The organism is Anaerotardibacter muris (assembly GCF_943192915.1).
Lineage (GTDB): Bacteria > Actinomycetota > Coriobacteriia > Coriobacteriales > Eggerthellaceae > Anaerotardibacter > Anaerotardibacter muris.
The window spans coordinates 327,047-353,635 of sequence record NZ_CALPCD010000001.1; the positions used below are offsets into that span (position 1 = coordinate 327,047).

Below are 26,589 nucleotides of genomic sequence, written 5' to 3' on the forward strand. Positions count from 1 at the left end.
ATCCTCTTCCTTCATAGGACGCGCGCTGTGCGCTCTTTCAGTTGAATTCGTTGAATAACCAGCATACCGCAAAACAGAGCAACGCGGCATTCTGTCGCTCTTAACGGTGTGCGCGTAGTTGCCAAAAAGCCACAGCGGATGCGGCGGCAACATTGAGCGAGTCAACGCCGTCGCGCATAGGTATCTTCGCAACAAGATCAGCTGCTTCGATGGTGCGCTGCGAAAGCCCCTCACCTTCGGTACCGAGCAGAACCGCCAGCTTCTCTGGTCGTTCGAGCTGCGGGTCGTCAAGGAAGACCGATTCATCATGGAGCGCGAGCGCCACGGTAGTGAAACCAAGCTGTTTGAGCGTCTCAACACCCGATTCGTGCCAATCTTCAACAGTCCCTGGAAAGCGCGTCCATGGCACTTGGAAGACCGTACCCATCGACACGCGGATCGCGCGGCGATAGAGCGGGTCGCAGCAACCAGGAGTTATCAGGAGCCCGTCGAAGCCAAGGGCTGCCGCATTACGGAAGACCGCTCCCACGTTCGTGTGGTTCGTGATGTCTTCAAGCACTGCGATGCGCTTTGCATCGTGCGCGAAGCTCTCCATGGTTGGAAGCGGCTTGCGCTTCATCGCGCACAGCACCCCGCGCGTTAACTCGAAGCCAGTTAGCTGTTCGATCTGCTCGGAGGGCGCCACATAGATGGGAATACCTGGAGCGTCTTCGGCGGCGGCACCAGCAGCAGGACCGAAGTCTGTTTCGATGCGCTCGATCAGTGCCGCACTACGCTGCAGACGATGTTCAGGAATGAGCAACGAAAGTGGTTCGTAGCCTGCGTCGAGCGCGCGCACGATGACCTTCTCCGATTCCGCGATGAAGATGCCCTTCTCTGGCTCCAGTCGATTGCGCAACTGCACTTCGGTGAGCCGCACATAAGCATCCAGCCGTTCATCACGTATATCCTCAACCTGAATGATCACAAACACTCCTCAATCTCTCACCCAAGTATAAAAGAAAAGCTCCCGGGTGGGAGCTTTTCAAAAAAGTGCGTGTGAGCAGCTATTACATCATGCCCATTCCGCCGCCCATGCCTGCGCCAGCAAGTGCGGACAGGTCGGGACCTTCGGAGGGGATCTCGTTCACGGTTGCTTCGGTGATCAAGATCAAAGCCGCCACAGAAGCTGCGGACTGCAGCGCGGTACGGGTCACCTTCACGGGGTCGTTCACGCCCATCTTGATCATGTTGCCCGTCTCGCCATTCGCGAAGTTCACACCTTCGCCCTTCTTCAGGCTCTTGACCTTCTCGACCACAACGGAGCCTTCATAACCAGCATTGGCAGCGATGGCACGCATGGGAGCTTCGAGCGCCTTGCGGATGATGTCAACGCCAACCTTTTCGTCGTTGTCAGCAACCTTCAGCTTCTCGAGCGCGGGGATCGCGTTGATCAATGCAACGCCACCACCTGCAACGATGCCTTCCTCAACAGCAGCGCGCGTTGCCTGGAGCGCGTCTTCGATGCGGCTCTTCTTCTCTTTCAGCTCGGACTCGGTCGCTGCACCAACCTTCAGCACGGCAACACCGCCAGAGAGCTTAGCCAAACGCTCCTGAAGCTTCTCACGATCGAATTCAGAGTCAAGACGCTCAAGTTCAGCACGCATGGATGCGATGCGGGCATCCACGGCAGCCTTGTCGCCTGCACCGTCGATGATGACGGTGGTGTCCTTGGAAACCTTCACGGTCTTCGCGGTGCCCAGGTCCTCGAGCTTCACATCAGCCAAGGTCATGCCGAAGTCCTTGGAAACAACCTTGCCGCCAGTGACCACTGCGATGTCCTCAAGGATGCGAGCACGACGATCGCCAAAGCCCGGTGCCTTGATAGCCACCACATTCAGGGTGCCACGCAGCTTGTTCAGCAACAGGGTGCCCAATGCTTCGCCTTCAACGTCCTCCGCAACGATGAGCAGCGGACGACCAGATTTCATGACCTGCTCGAGCAAGGGAATAAGATCCTGGATCGAAGAGATCTTCAAGTCGGTGAGCAAGATGAACGGATCTGCAAGGACCGCCTCCATGCGCTCGGTGTCGGTTGCCATGTAGGGAGAAATGTAGCCGCGGTCGTACTGCATACCCTGGACGATGTCGATATCGATGCCGAAGGTCTGAGATTCCTCGACCGAGATAGCGCCGTCCTTGCCAACAGCTTCCATTGCCTCTGCGATCTTCTCGCCGATGACCGCGTCACCTGCGGAAATGGTGCCAACGTTCGCAATCTGGTCCTTGGTGGTAACTTCTTGAGCGTCCTTCTTGATGGCCTCGACCACTGCTTCAGTAGCAACTTCGATACCACGACGAATGCCAAGCGCTGCAGCGCCTGCAGTAACGTTGCGCAAGCCTTCGGAGACGATGACGTCTGCCAACAGGGTTGCCGTGGTGGTACCGTCGCCAGCGACATCATTGGTCTTCACTGCCGCTTCACGAACGAGCTGAGCGCCCATGTTCTCGACCGGGTTCTCAAGGTCGATCTCACGAGCAACGGTAACGCCATCGTTGGTAACGAGGGGTGCGCCGAAAGAACGTTCGAGCGCAACGTAGCGACCCTTAGGGCCAAGCGTCACCTTGACCGCATCAGAGAGCTTCTTGACGCCAGCGGCCATTGCGCTGCGAGCGTCGGTGTCAAACAAAATTTCTTTTGCCATTGATGGTTCCTTTCATTGGTGCCCTTACGGGCGAAATTTCCGAGTTAGATGTTCGAGAGGTCGCAGAAGCGATTAGTCTGCGTAGACAGCGTAGATGTCGTCGGCGCGCAGGATGAGAACAGCCTCTCCGTCGACGTCAACTTCAGTTCCGCCGTACTTGCCATAGAGCACGCGGTCGCCTTCTTTCACAGGCATAGGAAGATGCTTACCATCGTTGTTGACGCGGCCTTCGCCGACAGCGAGAACAACGCCCGTCTGGGGCTTCTCCTTGGATTCAGGAGCGATGTAGAGGCCTCCAGCCGTGGTCTCCTGAGCCTCGTCCTGCTTGACGATGATGCGATCACCGAGCGGCTTCAAGTTCATAGGTACTTCCTTTCTTCGAATGCGCTTATGCGCCTTGTTCCCAGGTCAGTCCAGCCGTGCTGCCCGAGTTAGCGGGGCGGCTTGAAGAGCACCGCAACACTGCTAGAGAGTAATTAGCACTCGCAAGTGTCGAGTGCTAACCCTGAATATACTATCAAGTTTTACCATGAATGCAAGGCGAGTTTCAGAAAATATGCGCGTTCGTCATATAGGTTTACGAAGCGTAACCTACTCCATGTTTTGGACACGTTTCATGCCATCTGCTCGAACTGAAGCGCGAGCAAAACGCATCTTAAATGCTTCCTGGCCTGTCCCCAAAGCGTTCGGGACACTTTGGGACCTGTCCTCCAAGTGTCCGAGCTAGTAGAACTTTGCGTCGGGGAATGGCGGTTCGATGGCACGTTTGAAGGCATAGGAGTTGGTACGACGAATGGCGTAGCCCACCTCTTCGGGATTGAAACCCATGGCCACCACTTCTTCGGCAGGTTTGCCATGCTCGAAATGCGCGATAAGGATCTTGTCCAAGGTCTCGTAGTCGATACCGAGCGCTTTCTCATCTTCGGCACCAGGAGAAAGCTCAGCACTGGGCGGCTTCACGATGATGTGTTCGGGGATGGGAGGGATCTGACCAGCAGCTACGGCGCGTTCGTTCACCCAACGCGAAAGGGCGAACACGTCGGTCTTGTAGAGACCGCCGAGCGGGGCGAACGCACCCGACGTGTCACCATACATGGTAGAGAAGCCCATGGCGGCTTCGCTCTTATTGCCCGTGTTGACCATCATCCAATCAAACGCGTTGGAGAGCGCCATCAAACACACCATGCGGCAGCGGGCCTGGGTGTTCTCGGAAGCAAGCCCAGAAAGCGGACCACCCACGGCATCGCTCAACGTTTCAACGAAGGCTTCATAAGGGCCTTCGATCGATATCTTCTCAACAGGAATAGCTAGGTTCGCGGCAAGCTCTTCCGCATCTGAAATGGAGTGATCGCTTGAATAGGGGCCAGGCAACATGTAGGCATGCACGTGGTTGGGGCCGAAAGCTTCGGCGCACATCACCGCTACGAGCGCGGAATCAATGCCGCCCGAAAGACCGAGCACCACATCGGTGAAACCCGCCTGCGTGGCATAATCCTTCAGTGCCTGAACGCTCAGTGTGTATTTCTGCTCGAGATCCATAGCTTTCCCCTCTTTGCTGTGGCTGTCTCTGCTGATCGTAAGCTTGTTCTTAGCCCGTGCGCTCCCCTACGTGCCTGCGCAGCGCTCGAACTTGGGCCCTAGAGCCTAGAGCGCGCGGATCTGGTCGGCCAGCCAGTTAGCCCACGCTTCAACGCCTTTACCATTTGTAGCAGACATCGGGAAGATGGGCGCAGTGGGATTGAGATTCTTAATATGGTCGTAAAACAGTTCTTCGTCAAAGTTGAACACGGGCGCGGTGTCGATCTTGTTCAACACGATGGCAGACGCAGCCTGGAATACGCCTGGGTACTTCAGCGGCTTGTCGTCACCTTCGGGGACGGACAGGATCATGGCCTTCATATTCTCGCCCAGATCGAAGTCGGTCGGGCACACCAGGTTGCCCACATTCTCGATGATGATAAGGTCGAGGTTGTCCAGGTCGAGCACATCGACCGCGCGGCGGATCATCGCGCTTTCCAGATGGCACGCGCCACCAGTGTTGATCTGCACGGCCGCGATACCCTGGCTCTTGATCTTCTCAGAGTCCACCGAGGAGGCGATATCGCCCTCGATCACCGCGATATTGAATTCATCACGCAGCGCTTCGATGGTTGCCAGGATGGTAGAGGTCTTGCCTGAGCCAGGCGATGCCAACAGATCGAGCACGAACACTTTCTTTTCCTTGAACAGCTCACGATTCTCGTCGGCCAAACGGTCGTTCTTATCAAGAATGGGCTGGTGAAGATCGATCTGCATGAGCTACTCCTTGTCCGAGTTGTCTGGTTCATCTTCATCGGGCATATCTACCTCGATCGAAGAGATCTGCAATTCTTTGCCTTCGAGCAGCTGCAAGAAAGGGCTGCCGCATTCGGGGCACAGCATATGAAACCGGTCGTGGGAGAATTCGTGACCGCATTGCGTGCAAATGCTCTTAGGCTGGATCATGGTCACTTCAAGGGTGGCGCCTTCGAAGTAGGGATTGTTTTCTGCAAGCGCTTCAAAAGCGAACTGGAGCGCGTCTTCAATAGCTTCGGTCATAACGCCCACATCAAGCGAGACCTTCAGCACACGGTCGGCCCCGGCATCGCGCGCGGCGGTCTCGACCGATTCCATAACGCCTGTCATGATGCCTAGCTCGTGCATCATTCGCCCTTTTCGTTCGAGGACTGAGGCTGGTCGGCCTGGGTCTGCGCGGCCTGTGCAGGTTGTGCAGATTGGGCGGGTTGGGCTTTCTTCTTAGGAGCGAGCTCGTCGTCGCTGCCCCATAGATGCTTGTCGAAATCGCGCTTCAACTGACGCAGCTCTTCGCGCGCCTCTTCGGCTTCCTGCGCTTCGATAACGGCTTGCTCTTCGAGCTTCTTAGCGCGCTTCTTCACCGCGAATCGAGCGATGAACAGGCTGATCTCGTAGAGCAGCACCAGTGCCGCAAACATAAGGCCCATGGTCACGGGCGAAGCGTCTGGCGTGACCATAGCCGAGAAGATGAGCAGGCCGATGTAGACATAGCGCCAACTCTTGCGCAGCTTGTCGTAAGGAATCACGTTGAAGACCACCAGGTAGAACACCACCAGCGGCAGCTCGAAGCCCAGACCAAAGCCTAGCTCAAACTTGATGATGATGTCGACCCATTTGCTGGCCTCTGGCAGGATGTTCGCGAAACCCGATGCTTGGTCGGTGAGCCATTCGAACGCGGGGTTCAGGATGACCAAATAGCAGAAGACGGTACCGAAGATGAACAAGCCCACTGCTGCGAAGAACGTGGGCAGGAACCACTTGCGCTCCTTGGGCTTCAGTGCCGGCAGGAAGAACGCGAGGATCTGCCATAGGATGAACGGTGCGGTAGCCACGAGCGATGCCCAGAGCGCCAATTGGAAACGCAGGGCGAACGCGTCAAAGGCACCGAGCACGTTCAGCAGCACCTGACCATCTTCGTTGGCGGGCAAGTATTGCGCCACGGGCATGAGCAGGAATTGCGCGATGGTGGGCGTTGCCAGGTAGAAGACGATACAAGCCACCAGCAGTACCACCACGATGCGCACCAAGCGCATACGCAGTTCGCCCAAATGCTCCATCAAAGACATACGCGCAGGTCCGATAGGCATCACTGCTCACCTCCCTTGGAGGTGGTGGAGGCTGACTGGTCTTCTGCTGGCTTTGTGACAGAAACAGCTTCAGACTTGGACTCTGAGCTGCCCTTTTCGCGGATCACGTCTTTGTTCAGAGGAACGTTGCCATAGAGCTGGTCGGCCGTAGGCCTTTGCGTGGAAGTCTTCGGTTCTGGTTTGGAAGCGGGAGTTGCCGCAGAAGTTTCGGCGGAGATTTCGGCATCAGCGTGGCCCTGAACCTGGGCTTCGGTGCCAGCCTTAGCCCCATCATTGACTGGAGCCTGAGTTTGCGCTTGACCCTGCGCTTCGGCCTTAGCAGCAGCTTCCTGCTTCATCTTCGCACGATTAGCGTCGATCTCAGCTTGCTTCTTCTGATCGATCTCTGCGCGGGCTTTACACTCAGCGCGTTCACGGTCGTAGCGAGCTTTGCGCTGAGCGAAGGTCTCTTCGTTTTCGGCACGCTTGATCTTCTGCTTAGCAGCGCTATGAGCACGGTCGAGCGCCTTCGAGGGATTCTTGAACGGCTCATCTGCACTGGGGTCGAAGATCTCTTCGCGGATGACGCCATCCATTTCGTCTTTTGCTTTCTTGAATTTGTTGATGGCCATGCCAACGGTCTTGGCGATCTCCGGCAATTTATCGGGGCCGAAGATAAGAAAGCCGAAGAGAATTATGAGAAATAGCTCAAATCCGCCGATTCCAAACAAGACGCAGCCTCAAATCTTCTATCAACGCGAGAGCGCTCGGGCTTAGGACGCGCCACCGATGAACATCAATCCGACGGTAGGGATAGAGAGAGCGAGCGCAAGGATGACGCACACAACGATAACGCCGATACGCTTGATGAATTCAGCGCGCTTCTGCTTCTCCGCCTGCTTACGCTGACGTTCGAGGGCGGCTTGCCTGCGTTCTTCTGCCTGCTTGGCACTGATCTTCTGTTTCTTTCCAGCCATTGCTCAATCTCTTTCCTACGGACAGAACAACTTTACCCTACGATGCTCGCGCGTGGGTGCTCTATTCGGTGTGGGGTGATGAGGATAGGTTAGGATGGGCGCAACGATGTGCGAATGCTCAACACGCGAGCGATGTTCTTAGCCACATCGGTGCCGTCAACGCGCCACTGACCGCGCTCGAACAAGATGTTGCCATCGACCATGGTCATCATAACGTCGTTGTTCGATGCGGAGCTGAGCATGGTGAAGATCGGGTCGTTCACAGAAGTTTGGTGTGAGCCAGCCAGGTCGATAGCGATGATGTCAGCCTGCTTGCCCACTTCCAGGGAGCCGACCTTGTCATCGATGCCCAGCACCTTCGCAGCTGAGAGCGTACCCATCTCAAGCAGCGTTTGAGCACTGATGAAGTCACGATTGCTCATAGCGCGCTGGATGAGCAGCTCAACGCGCATCTCTGTGAAGATGTCCACGAAATCGAGCGAGCCAGGAGCGCCCGTTGCTAGACCAACGCGCAGACCCGCACGCAGGTATTCATCGAGCGGCGCAACGCCCATACCCAACTGAGCATTCAAGCTGGGGGTGATGGCAACAGCCACATCGTATTCCTTGAGCTTGTTGATATCTTCGTGATTGACGCACACGCCATAGATGATCATGGTGTTCTCGGCATCGAAGCCTTCCCAGTTCAGCACATAATTCACGGGCGTGACACCAGTAGGCAACCATGGCGGTAGCTCCATGAAGCCCGACAGCTCGAAGCGCAAGCTGCTATCCACCGCGCGGCCATGCTTCACGAAGCGATATTCCTCATTGCTGCCTGCCAAGCGCATGGCCACAGGCAGGTTATGCTCCAAGGCATAATGGGAAACTTCCTTGTAGATGAGGGGATGACACTCGAAAACGGGTGCAGGCGCCAGACCGAAGGAGATGCGATCAGAGGTCATCTCGTTCGACCATTTCTCCAGATCACCCACAGCCTTCTTCAGCGCGTAATTCACCAGATTCTTATCGATGGCAGAAGTTTCGCGATAGATCACCGCACGCAGACCGAGCTTGTCAGCCGCACGAGCAGCAGCACCCGTAGTGGTCATATCGCCCACGGTGGTGATGCCCGAAGCAAGCGCCTCGAGCGCGCCAAGATAAGCGGATTCGTAGCTTTCTTCAGCAGAGAGCTTGCGACGCAGTTCTGATATCTCTTTGATCCAACCAGTGTAGGGGACGTCGCTGATCAGACCACGAAGGATGGCATCTTCAAGACGCGCATAAAGATCGATCATGCCGGGACACAGTGCTGCGTTGCCAAAATCGTGGATCTCTTCGTCTGCGTAGCGCAGGCGCATCATGTCGGCCTGGCCGATGTCCAGGATCTTGTCGTCTTTGACGTAGATGGCGCCGTTCTCGATGGGAGCCGAAGAGACGGGCAGAACGTATTGTGCACAGAGAAGCATGGATCCTCCTGTAGTGAGTTTTCATACACATATTAGCATGAAGCACCCACTGAAACGTTGGCCTGGAGGGTGAGGGTAAGATATTTACCCACTACCTTGCTCGCGTGGAGCTATAAAGGTTTTTTGGCGATGTGGACGGCAGCCACGCCGAAGGTCACGTTGGTCCACTCGACGTCGGTGAAACCAGCTTCGCGCAGCATTTGGGCGAAGCCCTCCTGATCAGGGAACGCCTTGATGGATTTGGCAAGATAGATGAAGCCTGAAGCATCGCCAGTGCAGAATTTACCCCACAGCGGTATGCCCCAGCGCAGATAGAGACGATAGCCAAGGCGCATGAGCGGATTAGGCGGCGTGGAGAATTCGAGCACGCAGAGCGACCCACCGGGCTTCAGCACACGGAACATCTCGGAGAGCGCCTGTTCGCGCTTGGGCATGTTACGGATGCCGTAGGACATGGTGATGATGTCGAATGAATCGTCTTCGTAGGGGATATCCTGGCCATCGACCACCGCAAGCTCCATGGGAACGCCGCGGTTCTCCCCTTCATCGAGACGCTCTTGAGCCACCTCGAGCATGGCGGGCGTGTAGTCTGAAAGGATGATCTCTTTGGGCTTCTTGCGGCTGCAGGCCATGAAGCTCACATCGCCCGTGCCGCCTGCGATATCGAGCATGCGAGAGTCTGAGGTGATGGGCGAATTATCGATAAGGGTCTCGAGCCAGCCAACGTATTGACCGAAGCTGGAAAGACGATTGAAGCGCTCGTAATCCCAGGCGATGTCGGTGAAGATCTTCTGAACGCGGTCGGAGGAGAGCTCCGCGGGAGCATTTTCGCCCGTGGCAGTATCGATCGAATGCTCGTTGGTATGTTCTTTCGATTCGGTCATGCCGATGCGATCCTTGTCGGTCCTTCGTTCGTTTACGAGTGCTTGAATATCGTAGCCATCTAAGATGAGGAAAACAATCAGAGTTTTACTAATGGCAAAAATGTAAGTCTTTGGCGCAAGCAGTAAGCCTGTAGGGGCAGGGCCCCTACAGGCTTACTGCTTGCGACAACGTATTTGGGAAGGTCACTCCTAGTAGGGATCGTCTAGGGAAGTGTGGGCGGCTACATCGCAGGTATAGTCGAAGAATCTTCCCTGGTCATAGCGTGCAAGACCTACCAGAGCGATCATGGAAGCATTATCCGTGCAGGCTTTCAAAGGAGGCATGGTAAGACGAATGCCCATTTCAGCGCAAAGATCTTCATAAGCTGCGCGCAGAGCAGGATTGGCAGCTACGCCGCCGCCAAGACAAAACTCCTTGGCACCCGTCTGTTCCAATGCGGCGCGTGCTTTCGCAACCTGTACTTCGATGACCGCCTGTTGGAAACTGGCAGCGATGTTGGGCGTATCCCATTCGCGTCCAGCCTGCTCTTCCTTCTGCAGATACGTGAGCACTGCCGTCTTCAAGCCCGAAAGCGAGAAGTCGTAGTCACCAGAATGGAGCAGTGCACGTGGGAACTTGATGGCGTTCGGGTCGCCTTCTTCGGCCAAACGCGAAATGAGCGGTCCGCCCGGATAGCCCAGGCCGAGCGCTTTTGCCACCTTGTCAAAGGCCTCCCCTACTGCATCATCCAAGGTCGAACCGAGCGTGGTGTAGTTGCCCCAGTCCTTCACTTCGACCAACATAGTGTGGCCGCCCGAAACCAGCGAGACCACCATGGGCGGCTGAATATCAGGCGAAGCCAGCTTGTTCGCATAGATATGACCTTCGAGGTGATTCACGCCCACCAGCGGCAGATCGCAGCTCCATGCCAAGCCCTTAGCGAAGGCCACGCCCACCACAAGAGCCCCCACCAAACCAGGCGCATAGGTTACCGAGACCGCAGCAAGATCGCTCCACTTCAGATCGGGCGCTTCCAGCACTGCGCGGGCCTGATACAAGCATTCGAGCGCAACACCCGCGATAGCTTCGATGTGCTTACGGCTGGCGATCTCGGGCACCACGCCACCAAAACGCGCATGGAAATCGATCTGGGAAGCCACAACATCGGCGATGATCTGGCCTTCGCCATTCACGATGGCCGCGGCAGTTTCATCACACGAAGTCTCGATAGCAAGGATGAGCTTGCTGGCTGAAGGTGCTCCTTGAGCCCCAGTTTCAGATCGATCGGCCAAGTCGTTGATCATAAGGTCCATGCCTGCAACATCGGCCTGAGCCACGGGTAGCGGACCACGATAGATGAAGGCATCTTCTTTGTCGGAGTAGTAGCGCGGACGCGTACCGATATTCTCAAGGCCCAAACGTTCGTAGAATCGATGCGCTCCTGTGTTGGAAACGCGCACCTCAAGGGACATATCACAAGCGCCCAAGTCGCGTGCATCAGCTGCCACGCGTTCGATCAGCATACGCGCGATACCCTTGCGGCGAAGCTTAGGAGCTGCCGCTACTTTCAAGATCTGCACTTCCCCATCAACGATCCAGCCACCTGCATAACCGACCAGCTCATCGGTTTCAGGAGTGGCTTCGCGTGTAGTGGGATCTGACGAAAGGAAAGCCGCCCACCAGGTGCGATCGGTACGCGGAAGATCATCGATGATCTGAGCTTCATTCCAAGCATCGCTACCCATCACTGCTGCTTCCATTGTGGCAACATCGGCCGCCCACGAAGCATCGAGCGGCTGCAGACGCAAGGTCTTACCTTCGATCTGGAGCGCGCCGTCTTGGGTAGCGGCTTCAACAATACGAGTGTCACCCTGCACACCCGTCGTGAGATCGACGGCTGAAGCAATAGGTCGAGACTGATCCGCATCATCGGTCTTCGCCAAGCGAGTCCGCTCGTGTTCTTCAGCATCGGAAAGACGCGTGTAAACGGGCAGCAGCGAAAGCGGATCACCCAGCTCGATGCTGTCTGGGTCGAAAGCGCCATCGTGCCAAGCGGCCTGGGCTGCACGGAGCAATCCGGCTCCTGTGGGATGCCACGCATCCTCGTTGGTGAGCGTGCCATATTCTGCGAATCTATCGGCGAACTTAGCCAGCGCATCGCCCGTGATGAGCTGGTCCCCTTCCCCTGAAGAGAGCCATTCGCATGCAGCGTCAGCCTTCACCACGAAGTCTGCATTCAGACGCTCGATACCCTGGTCGTTGAGCATATAACGCACTGGATAGACCTCTTTGCGCATCGCATCGCCCAGCACCACCACGGCACCACGGACCCCATCGGCCCATCGGTCCCAAGCCTGAGCATCCAGCGTGGACACCCCGAAGAGCGGAACTTCGAGCCCGAGTGCGATGCCCTTGGCCGTAGCCGCGCAGATGCGCACGCCCGTGAACGAACCAGGTCCGCGGCCGCAGATCACGCATGCAAGACTGGTCTTAGCAATGCCGGCTTGCGCGAGCGCCGCATCGATCTGGGTGATGAGCTTGGTATTCGACGCACGAAAAGCAGGTACCTCGATCGAAGCAACCACCTCTATGCTGCGCGCGACGCGATCGAGCTTGCCCACGCCCACTGCGATCACTTCATTAGCCGTGTCAAAAGCAAGTATGTAGTCTGAGCTCATCAGAAGACCTTCTTGTCAAATGTTCATAGAGCGCTTGCAGCGGCGATCCACGCATCGAGCAGATCGATAGCGCGCTGATCGCGTGCCGTGGCTTGAATGGTTCGCGCACCATCTTCGCCTGTGGTGATCGAGAGCCATAAGGTGTGATCGGGCAGTTCATCAGCGAATTTGCTGGCCCATTCGACACAGCTCACCCCATCAGCGTCAACATAGTCGTAGAACGCCACATCTTCAAGCTGAAGAGCATCCTCTAAGCGATAGAGGTCGAAGTGATAGAGCGGGAGCCGACCGCTATCATAGGCCACCATCACCGTGAAGGTGGGCGAGGTGACCAGATCTGCTACACCCAACCCTTCAGCAAGACCTTGCGTGAAGTGGGTCTTCCCTGCCCCTAGATCGCCATCGAGCGCGACCACATCGCCGGCCTCTACGCACGAAGCCAACTGAGCCGCGAGCGATTGGGTCTGCTCAACGCTTTGACTGGTGAAGGTGTAGGTTCGCGCACTCACGAGCAATTGCCGCCTTAGAGCGCAGCCTGTTCAGCCGCCATGACCGTGTGCTCCATGGTGCAGAGCGTAGTGATCGATCCAATGCCACCTGGAACAGGCGTGATGGCTTCAACGAGCGGTTCGACCTGAGCGAAATCGACATCGCCGCACATATGGCCTTCGTCGTCGAAGTTGATGCCTACATCCAGCACGATCTGGCCTGGAGCGAAATAGTCGGCGCCATAAGCCTTGGCACGACCCGTCGCGCAGATGACGATATCCGCCGCGCGAGTGATGGCAGGCAGGTCAGCCGTACGCGAGTGACAGATGGTCACGCTGGCGTTGTGGCGCAGCAGCATCATGGACACAGGCTTGCCGATGACCAAGCTGCGACCGATGACCACCACATGCTTGCCCTCGAGCGGGATGCGGTAATGATCGAGCACCTTGATGCACGCTTCAGCCGTTGCAGGCGGAAGCGAATCGGGGTCGTCGGTGAAGATGCCTGCCAGAGCTGCGCTGGACACGCCGTCCACGTCCTTGTGGGGCGCGAGCAGATCGCACAAGGCTTTTTCGTCCAAGAATTCAGGGAGCGGGCGGAACATCAAGCAGCCATGGATCTTCGGGTCTTCGTTGATATAGGTGATATCGCCTGCGAGCAGCTCATGGGACACATCGGCTGGGAACTCGAATACGCGCACAGCGATATCGAGCGCTTCAGCGCGCTTGATGGCGGTGCGCTCGTAGCTGATGTCATCAGGCTTGTTACCCACGCGCACGATGGCCAGTGTTGGCACTACACCTTTGCTTCGCAGCAGTTCGACACGGGGTCTCAGGTCCTGTTCCATGGCTTCCACCACAGGCTTGGAGCCCAGGATATGCGGGATCATTTATCCAACTCCTTCACAACCGAAGCATAGACCGCATCGGCACGCTTCGTATAGATGTTCAACATATGCTCGACTTCGGCAAGATAGCCTTCAGCGCGAGCTCGGTCGGTCATGGATGCGCAATTGATCAGCACATTGAGCGATGCGCCCTGAAGCGCCGCCTTCGCGAAGAGCACGCTCACGCCCGCGTCGGATACTGCCATGCGTGAGCCTTTTTCGGCGAGCATCTCTGCCAATTCGATAACGCGCGTGCAGGCTTTCATGATAGAAACAGGCACATCGCAAGCGCCCACCAGTGCCTGCTGGAGCGCAGCTTCTTTCTCCTGCTTCTGTGTCTCGGTCTCCTTGGGCATCTTGTACGCGTCGGCAAGCGGCGTGAATACGCGGGCATCTTCGTCGACCAGCTTCACCAGCTCATCGGTAAGGCTTGCAAGCTCTTTGGCTGCCTGCTGCACCTCATCTTCGACCGCAGCGTAAGCCTTCTTCCCTGTAGTGAGGTTGCACACCATAGAAGAGAGCGCCGCAGCAAGAGCCCCACAATAAGCCGAAGCGCCCCCACCTCCTGGTGTGGGCGCTTTGCTTGCCAATTCATCGATGAAAGTTCTGTCGACCATGATCGCCTTCGCTTTGTATTGCCGCTCTTAGAACAGGCCGCTGATCTTGCCCGTTTCGTCAACGTCGATGCGCAACGCAGCGGGTGATTTCGGCAGGCCCGGCATAGTGAGCACGTCACCTGTGAGCGCGACCACGAAGCCTGCACCAGCGGAAACCTTGACCTGACGCACCATGATGCGGAAATCACGCGGAGCGCCAAGCTTGGAGGCATCGTCGGAGAAGCTGTATTGGGTCTTCGCCATGCAAACGGGGTATTTGCCAAAACCAAGGCTTTCGAGCTTAGCGATCTCCTGCGCTGCGGCTGGAGTGAAATCGACCCCGTCAGCATGATAGATCCGCTTGGCGATGGCTTCGATCTTCTGAGCAAGGCCCAGATCGTCTTCATAGGCGAAGGTGAGCTTGCTCGTCTCATCACAGAGACGGATGACCTCTTCAGCCAGTTCAAGGCCGCCTTCGCCGCCCTTTGCCCAAACCTGGGAAAGCGCCACATTCACGCCAAGCTCTTCGCACTTCTTGCGAACCAGGTCCACTTCGGCCTGGGTGTCGGTCGGGAATTCGTTGATAGCTACCACGCAAGGCAGGTTGAATACCGTGCGGATGTTCTCAACGTGCTGGAGCAGATTCGGTAGACCCTTCTCGAGCGCTTCAAGATTCTCTTCATTGAGGTCTTCTTTGGCCACGCCGCCGTGGTTCTTCAGAGCGCGCACGGTCGCCACTACCACCACCGCGTCTGGTTCAAGGCCCGCCAAACGGCACTTGATGTCGAGGAACTTCTCGGCACCAAGATCAGCACCGAAGCCTGCCTCGGTAACGCAATAGTCGCCAAGCGCTAGAGCCATGCGTGTTGCCATGATGGAATTGCAGCCATGAGCGATGTTCGCGAATGGACCGCCGTGAACGAACGCTGGGGTGCCCTCGAGCGTCTGAACGAGGTTTGGCTTGAGCGCATCTTTCAGCAGCGCCGCCATAGCGCCTTCAGCGCCTAGGTCGTGAGCAGTAACTGGTTCGTCGTCGTAGGTGTAACCCACAACGATGCGGCCCAAGCGCTCTTTCAGGTCAGTGATAGAAGTTGCCAAGCAGAAGATAGCCATGATCTCTGATGCAACGGTGATGTCGAAACCATCTTCGCGCGGTACGCCCGACTTGGTTCCGCCAAGGCCCACCACGATGTTGCGCAGTTCGCGATCGTTCATGTCCACCACGCGCTTCCAGGTGATGCGGCGCACGTCGATGTTCAATTCGTTGCCCTGTTGGATATGGTTGTCGAGCATTGCAGCCAGCAGGTTATTCGCCGCGCCGATGGCGTGGAAGTCGCCCGTGAAATGCAAGTTGATGTCTTCCATGGGGATGACCTGGGCATATCCGCCGCCCGCAGCGCCACCCTTCACGCCGAACACAGGACCCAGCGATGGTTCGCGCAGTGCGACGACCACGTTCTTGCCCATCTTATGGAGCGCATCGGAAAGACCCACGGTAGTGGTGGTCTTGCCTTCGCCAGCAGCGGTGGGATTGATAGCGGTCACCAGGATGAGCTTGCCTGGTTCGTAGTCCTTTTCACGCAGCAGATTGTAGTCCACCTTCGCCTTGGTCTTGCCGTAGCATTCAAGGTATTCAGGTGCGATACCTGCCGATTCGGCGATAGCGGAGATGTCTTGCAGCGTGGCCGCCTGGGCAATTTCAATGTCGGTCAACATGTCGGGCCCCTCTTTCTCTTGAGATGACGTGCTCTTTCCCTATGAATATCTAGGGATATCCTACTTGGTCAGGTCGTTATATATCAGGCGTAATCCCTGTAAGGTCAATTCAACATCGACTTCGGTTATGGTGCGCGAAAGCGGTGCGATGCGATGCGCCAGACCGCCCGTTGCCACCACTTTCGTGGGGTATCCAAGCTGCTCATGGATGCGATCGACCAGACCATCAACGCGTGCTGCTTCGCCACAGACCACGCCGATCTGGATAGCTTCGGAAGAATCGCGACCGATGGCGATGCCCGGATCTTCAAGCTCGACCGCGCGCAGGAGCGCAGCACGGCTCATGAGCGAGCGCATGGACGATTCCACACCAGGCGCGATGATACCGCCAACGAATGCCCCGTCCTTGTCGATGACCTCCATGTTCGTAGCGGTACCGAAATCGACCACCACCACAGGAGCCCCGAAGATCGCTTTAGCTGCAATAGCATCAGCCACACGGTCAGCACCAAGTTCGGTGAACGAGGTCCGCTCGATGTTCAACAGATGCGCGCAATTGGAAGCAGAGACCACCAGCGGCGTGACGCCGAAGGATCGCTCGCACACCTTCTCCCAGTTATGGGTGAGCGCAGGCACGACCGAGCAAAGGATGGCGCCCTTGATGGAGGTGCCTTCGATATGCTCGGCACCCAACAGGGCATGGAGCTTGATGCGCAGTTCGTCGCTCGTGTATTCCACGTTCGTGGCCAGGCGCCACATATGAATGAGACGATCTTCGTCGTAAATGCCGAGGACAGTATGGGTGTTGCCGATATCGACCACTAACAGCATCTCAGCGCACCTTTCGATGGGTACAAAACGCTCGCGCTTGACGATTAAGCGCGGTAAATACTAAAACAGATGCTATCATATTGTGAGTAAGAAAGAGCCTCATTGCTGTATAGAATGAGTGCGTGCAAGAAGATTTCGATAGGGATTTACCATGGATCATACCCCCACTCGCATCCTCGTTGTCGATGATGAGCCTTCGATCACTGAATTCGTCAGCTATGCACTGCAGAAGGAAAACTATTCGGTGGACACAGCGGGCGATGGCGAAGCTGCTATCGAGCTGATCGAGCAAAAGCCCTATGATCTCTACATCCTCGACATCATCCTTCCAGGTATCGATGGCTACGAACTGTGCCGTCGTATCCGTGCGAAGTACGACACTCCTATCTTGTTCTTGAGCGCTCGTGATGGCGAAGTGAACACGATCGTTGGCCTGGAGCTTGGCGCGGACGACTACCTGGCTAAGCCCTTCGGCATCCGCGAACTGATCGCACGTACGCGCGCTTTGCTGCGTCGCTCGCAGGTGGCTGTTAACGCTTCGGCGGAGGTTTCTGCTGGCGGTATCGTGCTGGACGACGATGCTCATACCGCTGTTGGCGAACACGGTCCTATCGATCTTACGCCGCGTGAATTCGAGCTGATGAGCTGCCTGATGCACAATGCTGGCAAAGTGGTCTCTCGTGAAGATCTGCTACGCGATGCATGGGGTTGGGATTTCATCACGGAGACCAAGACCGTCGACACGCACATCAAGCGTCTGCGCGACAAGATCGAGGCTGCAGGCTACAATCCGCAGGTTGTTGAGACCGTTCGTGGCTACGGGTATCGCTTCAAGAAATAACCTGCACTCTCCATACGCAAACAAAAAGGCCAGCTTCGTGCTGGCCTTTTTGTTTGCCGCGAATCTGCCGGGGGTGCTGAAATCCCTCTGAACTTGGCGAAAAGGCCGTTTCCTGAAAAACCCAAAGTGTAGCCTACATGGGTCTTCCGTATTCGGAAGCTTGCGCCTCAACTACAAGGTCCAAAGAATCAGAATAAGGGCTCTTCAACAGGCCCTTTAATCTGTCGCCATATCTCTCTGTCAAATCCAAAATCAAGTCTTCCATATCGCCTGACCACGGCTCAAATGGAAGTTCGTTACCATCGCTGTCAAGCATCTCAAAATAGTAGTAATCATCCTCATCGATATATGCTCTCACCGAAATGATGCTTCCATGCTCAGATTGTCCTTCATTGGTAGACGCTTGAAAACTATCTGCCGCATCCTCGCTATTAACTTCAAGAAGCATCTTAGCTAGTGAGCCATCAGGGTCTTCAGGGGTGCAATTGCACAAATCCTGATCCAGCCACCCAAGATAGAAAAGCTTGATCGATCCGACCGATTTGATACTAGGATCGTATTCGATTCGAAAAGGAATACCCTTTCTATAAAACTCATCAAAGCCTTTATAGTCAGGAATGGAATTTCCTTCCTCATTCGCTTTTTCGTATTCTTTTTCGAACCATTCCACATAAAGCTTCGCAAGAAGAGCTGTGCTGAGCGGATATTCTTCTGTGCCAATAATAACAGCGTCAACACCGCAATAAGGGCAAAGAGCTGTATCTTTGCCATGCTGCTCTTTTAGCCAATCTTGAACTTCTGAAGCCTTGAACGAGGACCCGCAGTGAAAGCACCCGCAATAGCCTGCATCCTTTATGATGTCTCGATTGAACGCACTCTGCTTGTTCAGCTCATGCTTGGCCTCAAAGTCAAGAGACGGAACGATGGTCGTAGGCGCGTCCTCGATAATATTTGTACGCTTCATCATCAACACCACCTGATCGGGTTGCCGCTTTGAATCGACGCAATAAGCAGATTCTTGATTCTTTCCGCCATCCAGTACTTCCCCTCAAAAAGAAACGGGGCTTTCTTGGAAGCAACATAGAATTCTCGCTCGATTTTCTTACTGCCATCAGGACCTATGGAGTCAAACGAATACGTCTCGGCTCCTGTATCGAGACAGACGATGCGCATGGGCTGACAACCTTGGTTATCAGGGTGACCTATTGGAATCTGTTTGAAATGCGTCGTTTCAACTACAGGCTTTCCCGCCTGAGCGAAAAACACCCTATCACCCGCCATGCCTATCCTGGAATCATAGCTAAGCATCCACACAAAAGAGGCATGGGTTGTGCATGACCAAACCTCTTCTTCGGTCTCCATATCGCACAAGACCCACTCGTTAACATTGCTTACAACATCAATAAAACGATTCAATTCTTCAAGCGTCTTGAGCGCCTTTTCGACAGGGTAAATACCGCCATTTGAATACGGAAGCAGCTTGCTAAGATAGGGGAATTCCTCCTCACCACCCACTTCTTTGACCAGCGATTTAAAATGGGCGCAAGCAGCGATATTTCCCACCCGTTCTGAGCATAATTCACCACTCTCATGAGAGCAGCCATTGCGTGCCCATTCGTCAATCTCTTCCTCGAGCCGCTCGTATCGCGCAAGAAACCGACGGAAGTCTAATGCTCTTGAAGCTTCATCGAGCGTTCTAGATGCAAGGTAGCCATCTCCATCAACATAAATATCGGCTATATCAACAGGGCATGGCCTCATAAGGCCCTTCTCAAAACAATCACAACGCACTGTTGCATCAAGCCCCATTTGAATCACTTCCCTTCATCAGCACAAAACACTCTAATGGAACAGAATGGTTTTCTATGGGGCGTTTATGGGACATCGCATCTTAACGTCTTGTCATACAATCAAAAGATAAGGACAGGATGCAGTTTCTGCCAATTTTTCATACCGTACAGAAAAGCAGTGTAGGAGATATTCGTGTCTGGGAAACCCGAAATATGCCCCGAGTGCGGAGGCACCAATATCGCAGCCATCTTATGGGGCATGCCCGCCTTCAGTGATGGATTGCAGAAGGATCTTGACGACGGACGCGTCGTTCTCGGTGGCTGCTGCGTCAGTGAATTCGATCCAGACTGGCATTGCAACGATTGCGGTCACGAATTCGGAGTACGTGTCGAAGCTCTTCATACTCAAGAAGCAGTCAAGCGAAATAAACTGAGAAGCGTCATTTACGGAGCTGCTGTTGGCGATGCTTTAGGTGTACCTTATGAATTTTCAGGTCGGGACTCTTTCAGCTGCACTGGGATGATCGGCGGAGGTGTCCATGATCAGCCTGCTGGAACCTTCTCCGATGACACTTCCCTTCTCCTTGCCACCTGCGCAAGCCTTAAGGAAAACAATAAACGAATAAACATCGAAGATATGCGTGCTAAATTTCGTTCATGGTTATACGAAGGCGCATTCACTCCTGATGCATTCATATTCGATGTTGGCAACGCTACCGCTACGGCACTTGACCAGGGATTCGGTTGCTCTAACGAACAGTCCAATGGAAATGGTTCGCTTATGCGCATTGCACCGTTGGCATTCATCCATGCTACCGATAATGATATACGTGCAGTGTCGTCCATTACGCACGCGCACTGGATCTCGACGGAAGCCTGTGTGGCATTCGTGCATATTCTTCGTAATGTTCTTGATGGGACATCCTTGGCAAAAGCGATCGAGACGAACAAACCCAAGTCAAAGATATTCGATTGGCTGCATGACCTTAAAAACCGACCGAGAGGAGACCTGCGATCGGGAGGATTCGTGCTCGATACGCTGGCTGCAGCCTTTTGGTGTGCGCTAAACACTACGAATTATAGAGACTGTGTTCTAGCTGCTGTTAATCTAGGAGACGATACGGACACCACAGCTTGCGTCGCGGGCGCGGTTGCTGGCGCACTTTATGGATTTGAAGATATTCCCGAAGATTGGATTGATGCCCTACGTGGTAGAAACCTGATCGATGAATGCCTATTCTAGCAAATGGAGGAAGAATATGGGAAACGACAAAGAGATATTTTGGTCCGCGATCAGCAAGGATGATCTTCTGTTTTTAGGGGAAGCTGCTGGATACCAAACCAGCTTCATAGAAGAAGATGAAGGTTCTGACGCTGATTCGCTAATCCCCTACGAAAAAGATCCTACAAAGATCATTAAGGAAATCTCAGCCAAAGCCATCTCGGAAACACCTGAAGATTTCTGCCGATTCGTCACGGAGAATAAAGAGGAGATATGGCTTGCAGCAGTCTTTGATGATGACGCAATCCGAGCCTTGATTACTGGCTATAAGTTCGGCATCGGGCAGAAATGTGGAGCAAGCGCAAACGATTTGGGCACTCTCTATTATATGGGCGAGCTGGTTGAACAAGATTATGCGAAAGCCGCCGAACTCTACGAGCTAGCAATCGGATGGGGCTGCGATCAGTCCATCATCAATATGGGTTACATCTATGAATATGGACGAGTGGGAAAACCTGATTATGCTAAGGCATTCGAATATTACTCTCTTGGAGTGGCACTCAGTGATAAGAGTGAAGCTTTCTACAAACTAGGAGATATGTATTCTCGAGGAAAAGGCGTGTCGAAAGACCTCAGCAAAGCAGCAGCCCTCTGGCAAAAAAGCCTGAACAGGGCCCGCGGTCTTGTAGAGGTTGCCCAACCAGCTATCAGGCTTGCACCCCTCTATCTTGAGGGTTCAGAAGAAGCAAAAATCGATAAAGATGCTCTGCATGCTCTTCGTCTTTATCAGGATGCAGAAATCGGACTAAGAATCGACATCAAAAACGGGCAAATCTACTACAAGGATCGACTTGTTCAAGCTATCGAAGGCCAAGAACGGGCCAGACGCGTACTTGATACGCTAGCCAATTTCGAAACAGCACAGCTTTCCTAACTCCAATCTTCCAACCTGCATTCCGAACGGAGAATCACAATGCATAGAGCACTCACTTGCTTGGATCTTGAAATTGTTCGTGAACCTAGTACGGACCCCAGGCGCAAGCAGGCTTATATCGAAAGGGTTCCTAAACTTGCGGATCGTCTTTATTCGAACAGTTTTGCCGTTGAAGATTACGAGGCAGTTCTGCTGAAGCACGAGATCAAGATCAAGGATCTGAAGCCCGATTGCTACTCGGATCTCGACATTGACCAAATGGATGAAGAGGCCGTCCTTGCCCTACTAACTGCACTCGTGAAGAAGGAGGAAGCTGTTGGAGGAGACTTCTTAGCAGCGTGCGTGCGCAGCGAACTTATCGACAGCATCTTAGGAAGACTCGAGACGCTGGATTGGGAAAATCGCAAGATTCCACAATGGATCGAGCAAGCAGCTGACAAAGCACTATCCGATCTTGAAAACTTTCCAAAAAATGAAGAGACTTCCTCATACATTGCTATCGAACCATATTTGAAGTATGTCGACAAAGAAGGACGAACAAAAACCCGTGGCTTATCAACACAAGATGAATTCGATATTGACCATGCGCTCCGTCGTCAAGCAAAAGACCATGGCCTGTATCTTGATTCGTCAGCTTACGAAAGAATGATAATAGGCCTTCCAATCAACATCCCATTTAGAGTTTGTAAAGTTGAAATTGGAAGCGAAGGACCTAAAAATGTTTTTAGTTTCAGCATTGGTGACTCGCTCATCACTCGAACTTCTTTTCATATCCTTCTATACGCCAACTCTATTGAAGTCGAATACTACCCCATGGATTTAAATTCCCGCAAACGTATCACCGAGCCAACTTCCCAGCAGTTGAATGCACTTCGTAAATGCGCAATAGATGTAAACTTACAGGACTGGAATGAAGATTATTCAACTCCAACACTGGATGGCTGGAGTTGGTCACTCACGATCAATACAGATGATCTGATTCTCACATCTACCGGCATCAATGCCTACCCTGCTGGCTTTAAGGACCTTGTCCTCTGCATCGCAGATACTTTTGGCTGCGGTGATTTCAGAACCATCCTCGATTCTATCGATCTGGAAGCCTGAGAATGCGCGCTTGGCGCAAAACTTATACGCCGAAAGCAAGAATGCCAGCTCTTAAGCCGGCATTCTTTTCGTAAGGTTGGAAGATTCCCTGAGGAGGATATGGATCGTGTGCCTTATGCAGGCTTTACTGGAGCTCGATCCTCTTCTACCTCGATGTCATCACCCAAGCGGATGCCGCCTTCTTCCTTGAGGCGAGCGATCGTCGCATCGTCTGCGCCGACCTGCTTGAGGTACTTCTCGGTGTCTTCGCCGAGCATCGAAGGAGCTTCGAATTCGGAGATCTCCACCGGGATAGTTGAGATGTGATGCGGAAGACCAGTCTGGAGGACACGGCCAACACGGGGGAATTCGACCCAAGCCAAAGCTTCGGGATTCTCGCGCGTGATCTGCTCGACTGCCTCAGTCTTAGAGTTGACCTTAGCGATGCAGAAGTCCTTATCCTTGAGCCATTCGACCCACTCATCGGTGGTCTTGCCCTTGATGGTCTCTTCCACGATCTCGAACGCTTCAGGAGCTTCCCAACGACGCATCAGGCCTGTGGGCTTGATCTCGGGATGACCGATAGCATCACAGAAGGGCTCCCAGAACTTTGCCTCGACCATGCCAAGTGCCAGCTTGCCGCCATCCTTCGTCTCATAGACGTTGTAAGCGGTAGAAGGATATTCGAGGTCGTCGCGTGAGCAAACACCGTCGTTGAAGCACCAGCGGCTATCGAGCAGGGAGTTCCACCACACGAAGCAATCGAACATCGAGATGTCGATGTAAGCGCCTTCACCAGTGACCGTACGAGCATAGAGTGCAGCGAGCAGCGCCTGACCAGCAACCATGCCAGAGGAAAGGTCGCAAAGATGCAGCGGCGAGGTAGAACCATGGTTGAGCGAGAGGTAGCCCGCGTCAGCCTGCATGTTCAAGTCGTGCTGCGCCTTCTTGGAGCGCGGATCGTTAGCGCCGTAGCCCGAGATGGAGCAGTAGATGATGCCCGGGTTGAGCTTCTTGACTGATTCATAGTCGATGCCCAGCTTTGCAGTAACGCCTGGACGGAAGCTCTCGACGATGATGTCGGCTTCTTTGGCCATCTTCAAGAACCAATCAACAACTTCTTCGTTCTTCAGGTTCAGCGAGACAGACTTCTTGTTGCGACCAAGTGCGGTGATGTAGTAAGAGATACCGCCGCCCTTGGTGGGATAGTCGTGACGCATGAAGTCGCCCAGACCTGTGTCCTCTACCTTGATGACGGTAGCGCCCAGGTCAGCGAGGACCTGCGTTGCGTAACCGCCCGGAAGATAGCGGGAGAAGTCGAGAACGGTAATACCAGAAAATGGAGTTTGTTTTGCCATTATGCAACCACCTTATTTCTTCTTCGAATTCGGACCATAGCTGGGCTCGAGCACCTCAGGAGGCAGCGGATCGCCGTCATATTCCATGACCGCACCGTCTGCTGCAAGCTTGTCCACCTCAGCGTCGGTATAGCCAGCGATGTTCTTCAAGATCTTGCGGGTGTCGTAGCCGATGGGGCGGCTGCGATAGAGCACCGGATCGCCGATGGAGTCCAGACGGAACGGCGGCGTGGTGACGATATATTCATCGTCATCGGTGAACTGAGAGGTGGGACCCTGCTTGACGTACTTGATCTTACGCAGCTGGTCGTTCGCGAATGCCTCTTCGTCCTGCAACACGTCTGCGACGGTCTGGATCTTCTCGAAGGGGATGTCTGCTTCGCGGAAACGACGCTCGAGCTCATCGAAGTCGAATTTCTGAGTTGCTTCCTGCATTGCAGCAACAACTTCAACGTAGCGACCATTGTTGGCCAGTGCTTCGAGGTTGTTGAGCTCAGGATCGGTGTAGTACTTCGGATCCATCTCCAAGGTTTCGAACACCAACTGGCAATACTTGTTGTAGTTGCCGAAGCACATGAGGAACCAAATGCCGTCCTTTGAAGGATAGGAGTTGTTGGTGGGGCACTTTGCCTTTGCGCGGTCCTTAGGATGCTGATCGCCCTGCTGAGCGGTGATGATCGAGCAGGTCATACCCCAGGTACCAGTATGATAGAGGCTGGTGGTCACCTTGTCGCCCTGGCCGGTGCGCAGAGCACCTGCATATGCACCCAAGATGCCTGCAGCCAGTGCGCAGCCCGTATTCCAGTCACCGAAAGCGATGGGGGAATTGCCTGGCTCATAGTGTTCGTTGTTCTGCGGGATCGAAGCGACGAAGCCCGAACGTGCAGCGAACGAGGTTGCGTCGAAGCCCTTTGCGTCCTTCAGCGGACCGAACATGCCGTAGCCGCGGTTCTGAGCCCAAACGAGCTTCGGGAACTGCTTGCGCAGCGTTTCGTAGTCCAAGCCCAAGCGCTCGAGTGCACCGTCGCGCAAGGACGTGACGAAGATGTCTGCTTTGTCCAGAAGGCGCATCATAACTTCTTTACCTTCGGGGCTCTTGCAGTCGATAGCGGTCCATTCCTTGTTGAAGGAACCGCAGTCATATGCGACGTCGTCGAATTCGCTCTTGTAGTTCATACCCCAAGCCATGCCCTGGGTGCGCTGTTCGTCGCCCGTGAACGGTTCGACCTTGATGACGGTCGCGCCCATTTCGCCGAGCAGACGGCTTGCAGCAGGACCTGCAGCATACTGAGTGAGGTCAACGACGATAACGCCTTCCAAACCTGCCATGTATTTCTCCAATCGTGAAAAATGAAACTTCTCTAATAAGAGCCCCGGCGAAACACCGGGGCTCTCGGATTCCCCTTATTCGGGAGATAGCACTATATCGAATGAGATTCGATTAGGGCTCGAGGATGACGCGGAGGCCGTCGCCTGCGTCGATGAGCTCCATGCCCTTTTCGAAGTCAGCCAGCGGAAGGACGTGACTTGCGATAGGAGCGATGTCAAGACCATTAGCGAGCAGTGCCAGGCCCTGACGCCAGTGCTTACGCTCGTAAGCGCGGGAACCGATGATGCTGATCTGGCGCATTGCGATCGGGTTCATGTGGATGGAGGAAGGCTGTGCGGGAAGACCGGTGATGCCGATCTTGCCGTTCTTCGCTACCATTTCCACTGCCTGTTCAGCAACGGTGTAGTGACCAGCAGCGTCCAAGATGATCTCGGGGCCCTTGCCATTGGTGAGCTCTTTCACGCGAGCAACAACGTCTTCTTCAGAACCGTTGATGGTGATAGCGCCCAGCTCTTCAGCGACCTTCAAGCGCTTGGTGTCCATTGCAAGACCCGAGCAGATGACCTTCTGGATGCCATATGCCTGCTTGAGGACAGCAACCATGAGCAGGCCGATCGGGCCAGGGCCCATGACCAATGCGGTGTCACCAGCTTCAGGATGCACACGCTCAACAGCGTTCAACGCAACACCCAGCGGCTCGAGGAGCGCGCCCTGGACAAAGGAAACGTCGTCGGGCAGAGGGATAACGTTGCTTGCACGCATGGGCATGTACTTTGCGAATGCGCCAGGCAGGTCGGTGCCATAGAACGGACGGTTGTCACAGATGTTCACCTGGCCCTTGTCGCAGTAGGAGCAAGTGTTGTCGAAGAGGACCGGATTAGCGGTGACACGCATGCCAACCTTCAGGTTCTCAGGAGCGTTCTTGCCCACTTCAGCGATAACGCCAGAGAATTCGTGACCAAAGATTGCCGGGAAGGTGATGTCATAGGAATTGAACAGAGCTTCCTGACCGCGATGGAGCGAATGGTCGGTGCCGCAGATGCCGCACGCCTTGATCTCCAACAGTACTTCGTCGTCTTTGATCTGAGGAATGGGAGCATCCTCAACATACTGCCAAGGTTCGGTACGACCTACGCAGTGAACTGCATTCATTACACCCTCCATGTAATACCCCTTTCAATAGGTAAGAAAAATGCGGAAGAAAAAGATGCAGCCGCCACGAGTTCTGGCAGCTGCATAAGA

At 54.6% G+C, this 26,589-nt stretch carries 26 protein-coding genes; 4 read left to right on the forward strand and 22 right to left on the reverse strand.

Annotated elements, in window-relative coordinates; translation table 11 throughout:
- Positions 1-100: 100 nt before the first annotated feature.
- From NFR25_RS01215 to NFR25_RS01295, 17 genes are all read right to left on the reverse strand, one after another.
- Complete coding sequence (locus NFR25_RS01215; protein ID WP_251197432.1) at positions 101-967, reverse strand: TrmH family RNA methyltransferase; 867 nt, start codon at positions 965-967, stop codon at positions 101-103.
- Positions 968-1,049: 82 nt separating this feature from the next.
- Positions 1,050-2,684, reverse strand: coding sequence for a chaperonin GroEL (groL, locus tag NFR25_RS01220; protein WP_251197433.1), 1,635 nt, complete (start codon positions 2,682-2,684; stop codon positions 1,050-1,052).
- Positions 2,685-2,756: 72 nt separating this feature from the next.
- Positions 2,757-3,047 carry a co-chaperone GroES gene (locus tag NFR25_RS01225; RefSeq protein ID WP_251197434.1) on the reverse strand — a complete coding sequence of 97 codons (291 nt, stop codon included), beginning with the start codon at positions 3,045-3,047 and terminating at the stop codon, positions 2,757-2,759.
- A gap of 360 nt (positions 3,048-3,407) precedes the next feature.
- Complete coding sequence (gene nadE, locus NFR25_RS01230) at positions 3,408-4,223, reverse strand: NAD(+) synthase (protein ID WP_251197435.1); 816 nt, start codon at positions 4,221-4,223, stop codon at positions 3,408-3,410.
- Between the two features lie 105 nt (positions 4,224-4,328).
- Positions 4,329-4,979 carry a hydrogenase nickel incorporation protein HypB gene (gene hypB, locus NFR25_RS01235; protein WP_251197436.1) on the reverse strand — a complete coding sequence of 217 codons (651 nt, stop codon included), beginning with the start codon at positions 4,977-4,979 and terminating at the stop codon, positions 4,329-4,331.
- Positions 4,980-4,982: 3 nt separating this feature from the next.
- Positions 4,983-5,366 (reverse strand): hydrogenase maturation nickel metallochaperone HypA/HybF, encoded by a 384-nt coding sequence (locus tag NFR25_RS01240; protein WP_251197559.1) that lies wholly within the window; start codon positions 5,364-5,366, stop codon positions 4,983-4,985.
- A complete protein-coding gene (gene tatC / locus NFR25_RS01245) occupies positions 5,366-6,325 on the reverse strand; it encodes a twin-arginine translocase subunit TatC (RefSeq protein ID WP_251197437.1) in 960 nt (319 codons plus the stop codon). The genes NFR25_RS01240 and tatC overlap by 1 nt, the downstream gene beginning before the upstream one ends.
- Positions 6,325-7,035 carry a twin-arginine translocase TatA/TatE family subunit gene (locus NFR25_RS01250; protein ID WP_251197438.1) on the reverse strand — a complete coding sequence of 237 codons (711 nt, stop codon included), beginning with the start codon at positions 7,033-7,035 and terminating at the stop codon, positions 6,325-6,327. The genes tatC and NFR25_RS01250 overlap by 1 nt, the downstream gene beginning before the upstream one ends.
- A gap of 42 nt (positions 7,036-7,077) precedes the next feature.
- A complete protein-coding gene (locus NFR25_RS01255) occupies positions 7,078-7,281 on the reverse strand; it encodes a CASC3 protein CASC3 (protein WP_251197439.1) in 204 nt (67 codons plus the stop codon).
- A gap of 89 nt (positions 7,282-7,370) precedes the next feature.
- Complete coding sequence (locus NFR25_RS01260; RefSeq protein ID WP_251197440.1) at positions 7,371-8,729, reverse strand: amidohydrolase family protein; 1,359 nt, start codon at positions 8,727-8,729, stop codon at positions 7,371-7,373.
- 110 nt (positions 8,730-8,839) lie between these two features.
- Positions 8,840-9,613 carry a ubiquinone/menaquinone biosynthesis methyltransferase gene (locus tag NFR25_RS01265; RefSeq protein ID WP_251197441.1) on the reverse strand — a complete coding sequence of 258 codons (774 nt, stop codon included), beginning with the start codon at positions 9,611-9,613 and terminating at the stop codon, positions 8,840-8,842.
- Between the two features lie 189 nt (positions 9,614-9,802).
- Positions 9,803-12,271 (reverse strand): tRNA (adenosine(37)-N6)-threonylcarbamoyltransferase complex transferase subunit TsaD, encoded by a 2,469-nt coding sequence (gene tsaD, locus NFR25_RS07490; protein WP_251197442.1) that lies wholly within the window; start codon positions 12,269-12,271, stop codon positions 9,803-9,805.
- 23 nt (positions 12,272-12,294) lie between these two features.
- Positions 12,295-12,780: a tRNA (adenosine(37)-N6)-threonylcarbamoyltransferase complex ATPase subunit type 1 TsaE gene (gene tsaE / locus NFR25_RS01275; protein WP_251197443.1), complete on the reverse strand. Its 486-nt coding sequence runs from the start codon at positions 12,778-12,780 to the stop codon at positions 12,295-12,297.
- Positions 12,781-12,794: 14 nt separating this feature from the next.
- Positions 12,795-13,646, reverse strand: a complete 852-nt coding sequence (locus NFR25_RS01280; protein WP_251197560.1) for a bifunctional 5,10-methylenetetrahydrofolate dehydrogenase/5,10-methenyltetrahydrofolate cyclohydrolase — start codon at positions 13,644-13,646, stop codon at positions 12,795-12,797.
- Positions 13,646-14,263: a cyclodeaminase/cyclohydrolase family protein gene (locus NFR25_RS01285; RefSeq protein WP_251197444.1), complete on the reverse strand. Its 618-nt coding sequence runs from the start codon at positions 14,261-14,263 to the stop codon at positions 13,646-13,648. The genes NFR25_RS01280 and NFR25_RS01285 overlap by 1 nt, the downstream gene beginning before the upstream one ends.
- Positions 14,264-14,290: 27 nt before the next feature.
- Positions 14,291-15,958: a formate--tetrahydrofolate ligase gene (locus tag NFR25_RS01290; protein WP_251197445.1), complete on the reverse strand. Its 1,668-nt coding sequence runs from the start codon at positions 15,956-15,958 to the stop codon at positions 14,291-14,293.
- A gap of 60 nt (positions 15,959-16,018) precedes the next feature.
- Positions 16,019-16,789 (reverse strand): type III pantothenate kinase, encoded by a 771-nt coding sequence (locus NFR25_RS01295; RefSeq protein ID WP_251197446.1) that lies wholly within the window; start codon positions 16,787-16,789, stop codon positions 16,019-16,021.
- A gap of 151 nt (positions 16,790-16,940) precedes the next feature.
- Here NFR25_RS01295 and NFR25_RS01300 point away from each other — a divergent pair, with 151 nt between their 5' ends.
- Complete coding sequence (locus tag NFR25_RS01300; RefSeq protein WP_251197447.1) at positions 16,941-17,630, forward strand: response regulator transcription factor; 690 nt, start codon at positions 16,941-16,943, stop codon at positions 17,628-17,630.
- Between the two features lie 133 nt (positions 17,631-17,763).
- Here the strand turns inward: NFR25_RS01300 and NFR25_RS01305 are convergent, their stop codons facing one another.
- A complete protein-coding gene (locus NFR25_RS01305; protein ID WP_251197448.1) occupies positions 17,764-18,597 on the reverse strand; it encodes a hypothetical protein in 834 nt (277 codons plus the stop codon).
- A complete protein-coding gene (locus tag NFR25_RS01310) occupies positions 18,597-19,439 on the reverse strand; it encodes a hypothetical protein (RefSeq protein WP_251197449.1) in 843 nt (280 codons plus the stop codon). The genes NFR25_RS01305 and NFR25_RS01310 overlap by 1 nt, the downstream gene beginning before the upstream one ends.
- A gap of 240 nt (positions 19,440-19,679) precedes the next feature.
- On the opposite strand from NFR25_RS01310, the gene NFR25_RS01315 reads away from it, so the two are divergent.
- The 3 genes from NFR25_RS01315 to NFR25_RS01325 are packed head-to-tail and all read left to right on the forward strand — an operon-like array spanning position 19,680 to position 22,680.
- Positions 19,680-20,663, forward strand: coding sequence for an ADP-ribosylglycohydrolase family protein (locus tag NFR25_RS01315; RefSeq protein ID WP_251197450.1), 984 nt, complete (start codon positions 19,680-19,682; stop codon positions 20,661-20,663).
- A 16-nt stretch (positions 20,664-20,679) separates the two neighbouring features.
- The gene (locus NFR25_RS01320; RefSeq protein ID WP_251197451.1) at positions 20,680-21,576 is read left to right on the forward strand and encodes a tetratricopeptide repeat protein; all 897 of its coding nucleotides are present in this window, start codon (positions 20,680-20,682) and stop codon (positions 21,574-21,576) included.
- Between the two features lie 60 nt (positions 21,577-21,636).
- A complete protein-coding gene (locus tag NFR25_RS01325; protein WP_251197452.1) occupies positions 21,637-22,680 on the forward strand; it encodes a hypothetical protein in 1,044 nt (347 codons plus the stop codon).
- 113 nt (positions 22,681-22,793) lie between these two features.
- Here the strand turns inward: NFR25_RS01325 and NFR25_RS01330 are convergent, their stop codons facing one another.
- The 3 genes from NFR25_RS01330 to NFR25_RS01340 form a co-directional block, all read right to left on the reverse strand.
- A complete protein-coding gene (locus NFR25_RS01330) occupies positions 22,794-24,017 on the reverse strand; it encodes a CaiB/BaiF CoA transferase family protein (RefSeq protein ID WP_251197453.1) in 1,224 nt (407 codons plus the stop codon).
- 12 nt (positions 24,018-24,029) lie between these two features.
- Complete coding sequence (locus NFR25_RS01335; protein WP_251197454.1) at positions 24,030-25,346, reverse strand: CaiB/BaiF CoA transferase family protein; 1,317 nt, start codon at positions 25,344-25,346, stop codon at positions 24,030-24,032.
- A 112-nt stretch (positions 25,347-25,458) separates the two neighbouring features.
- Positions 25,459-26,511 (reverse strand): zinc-dependent alcohol dehydrogenase, encoded by a 1,053-nt coding sequence (locus NFR25_RS01340; protein WP_251197455.1) that lies wholly within the window; start codon positions 26,509-26,511, stop codon positions 25,459-25,461.
- Positions 26,512-26,589: the final 78 nt, after the last annotated feature.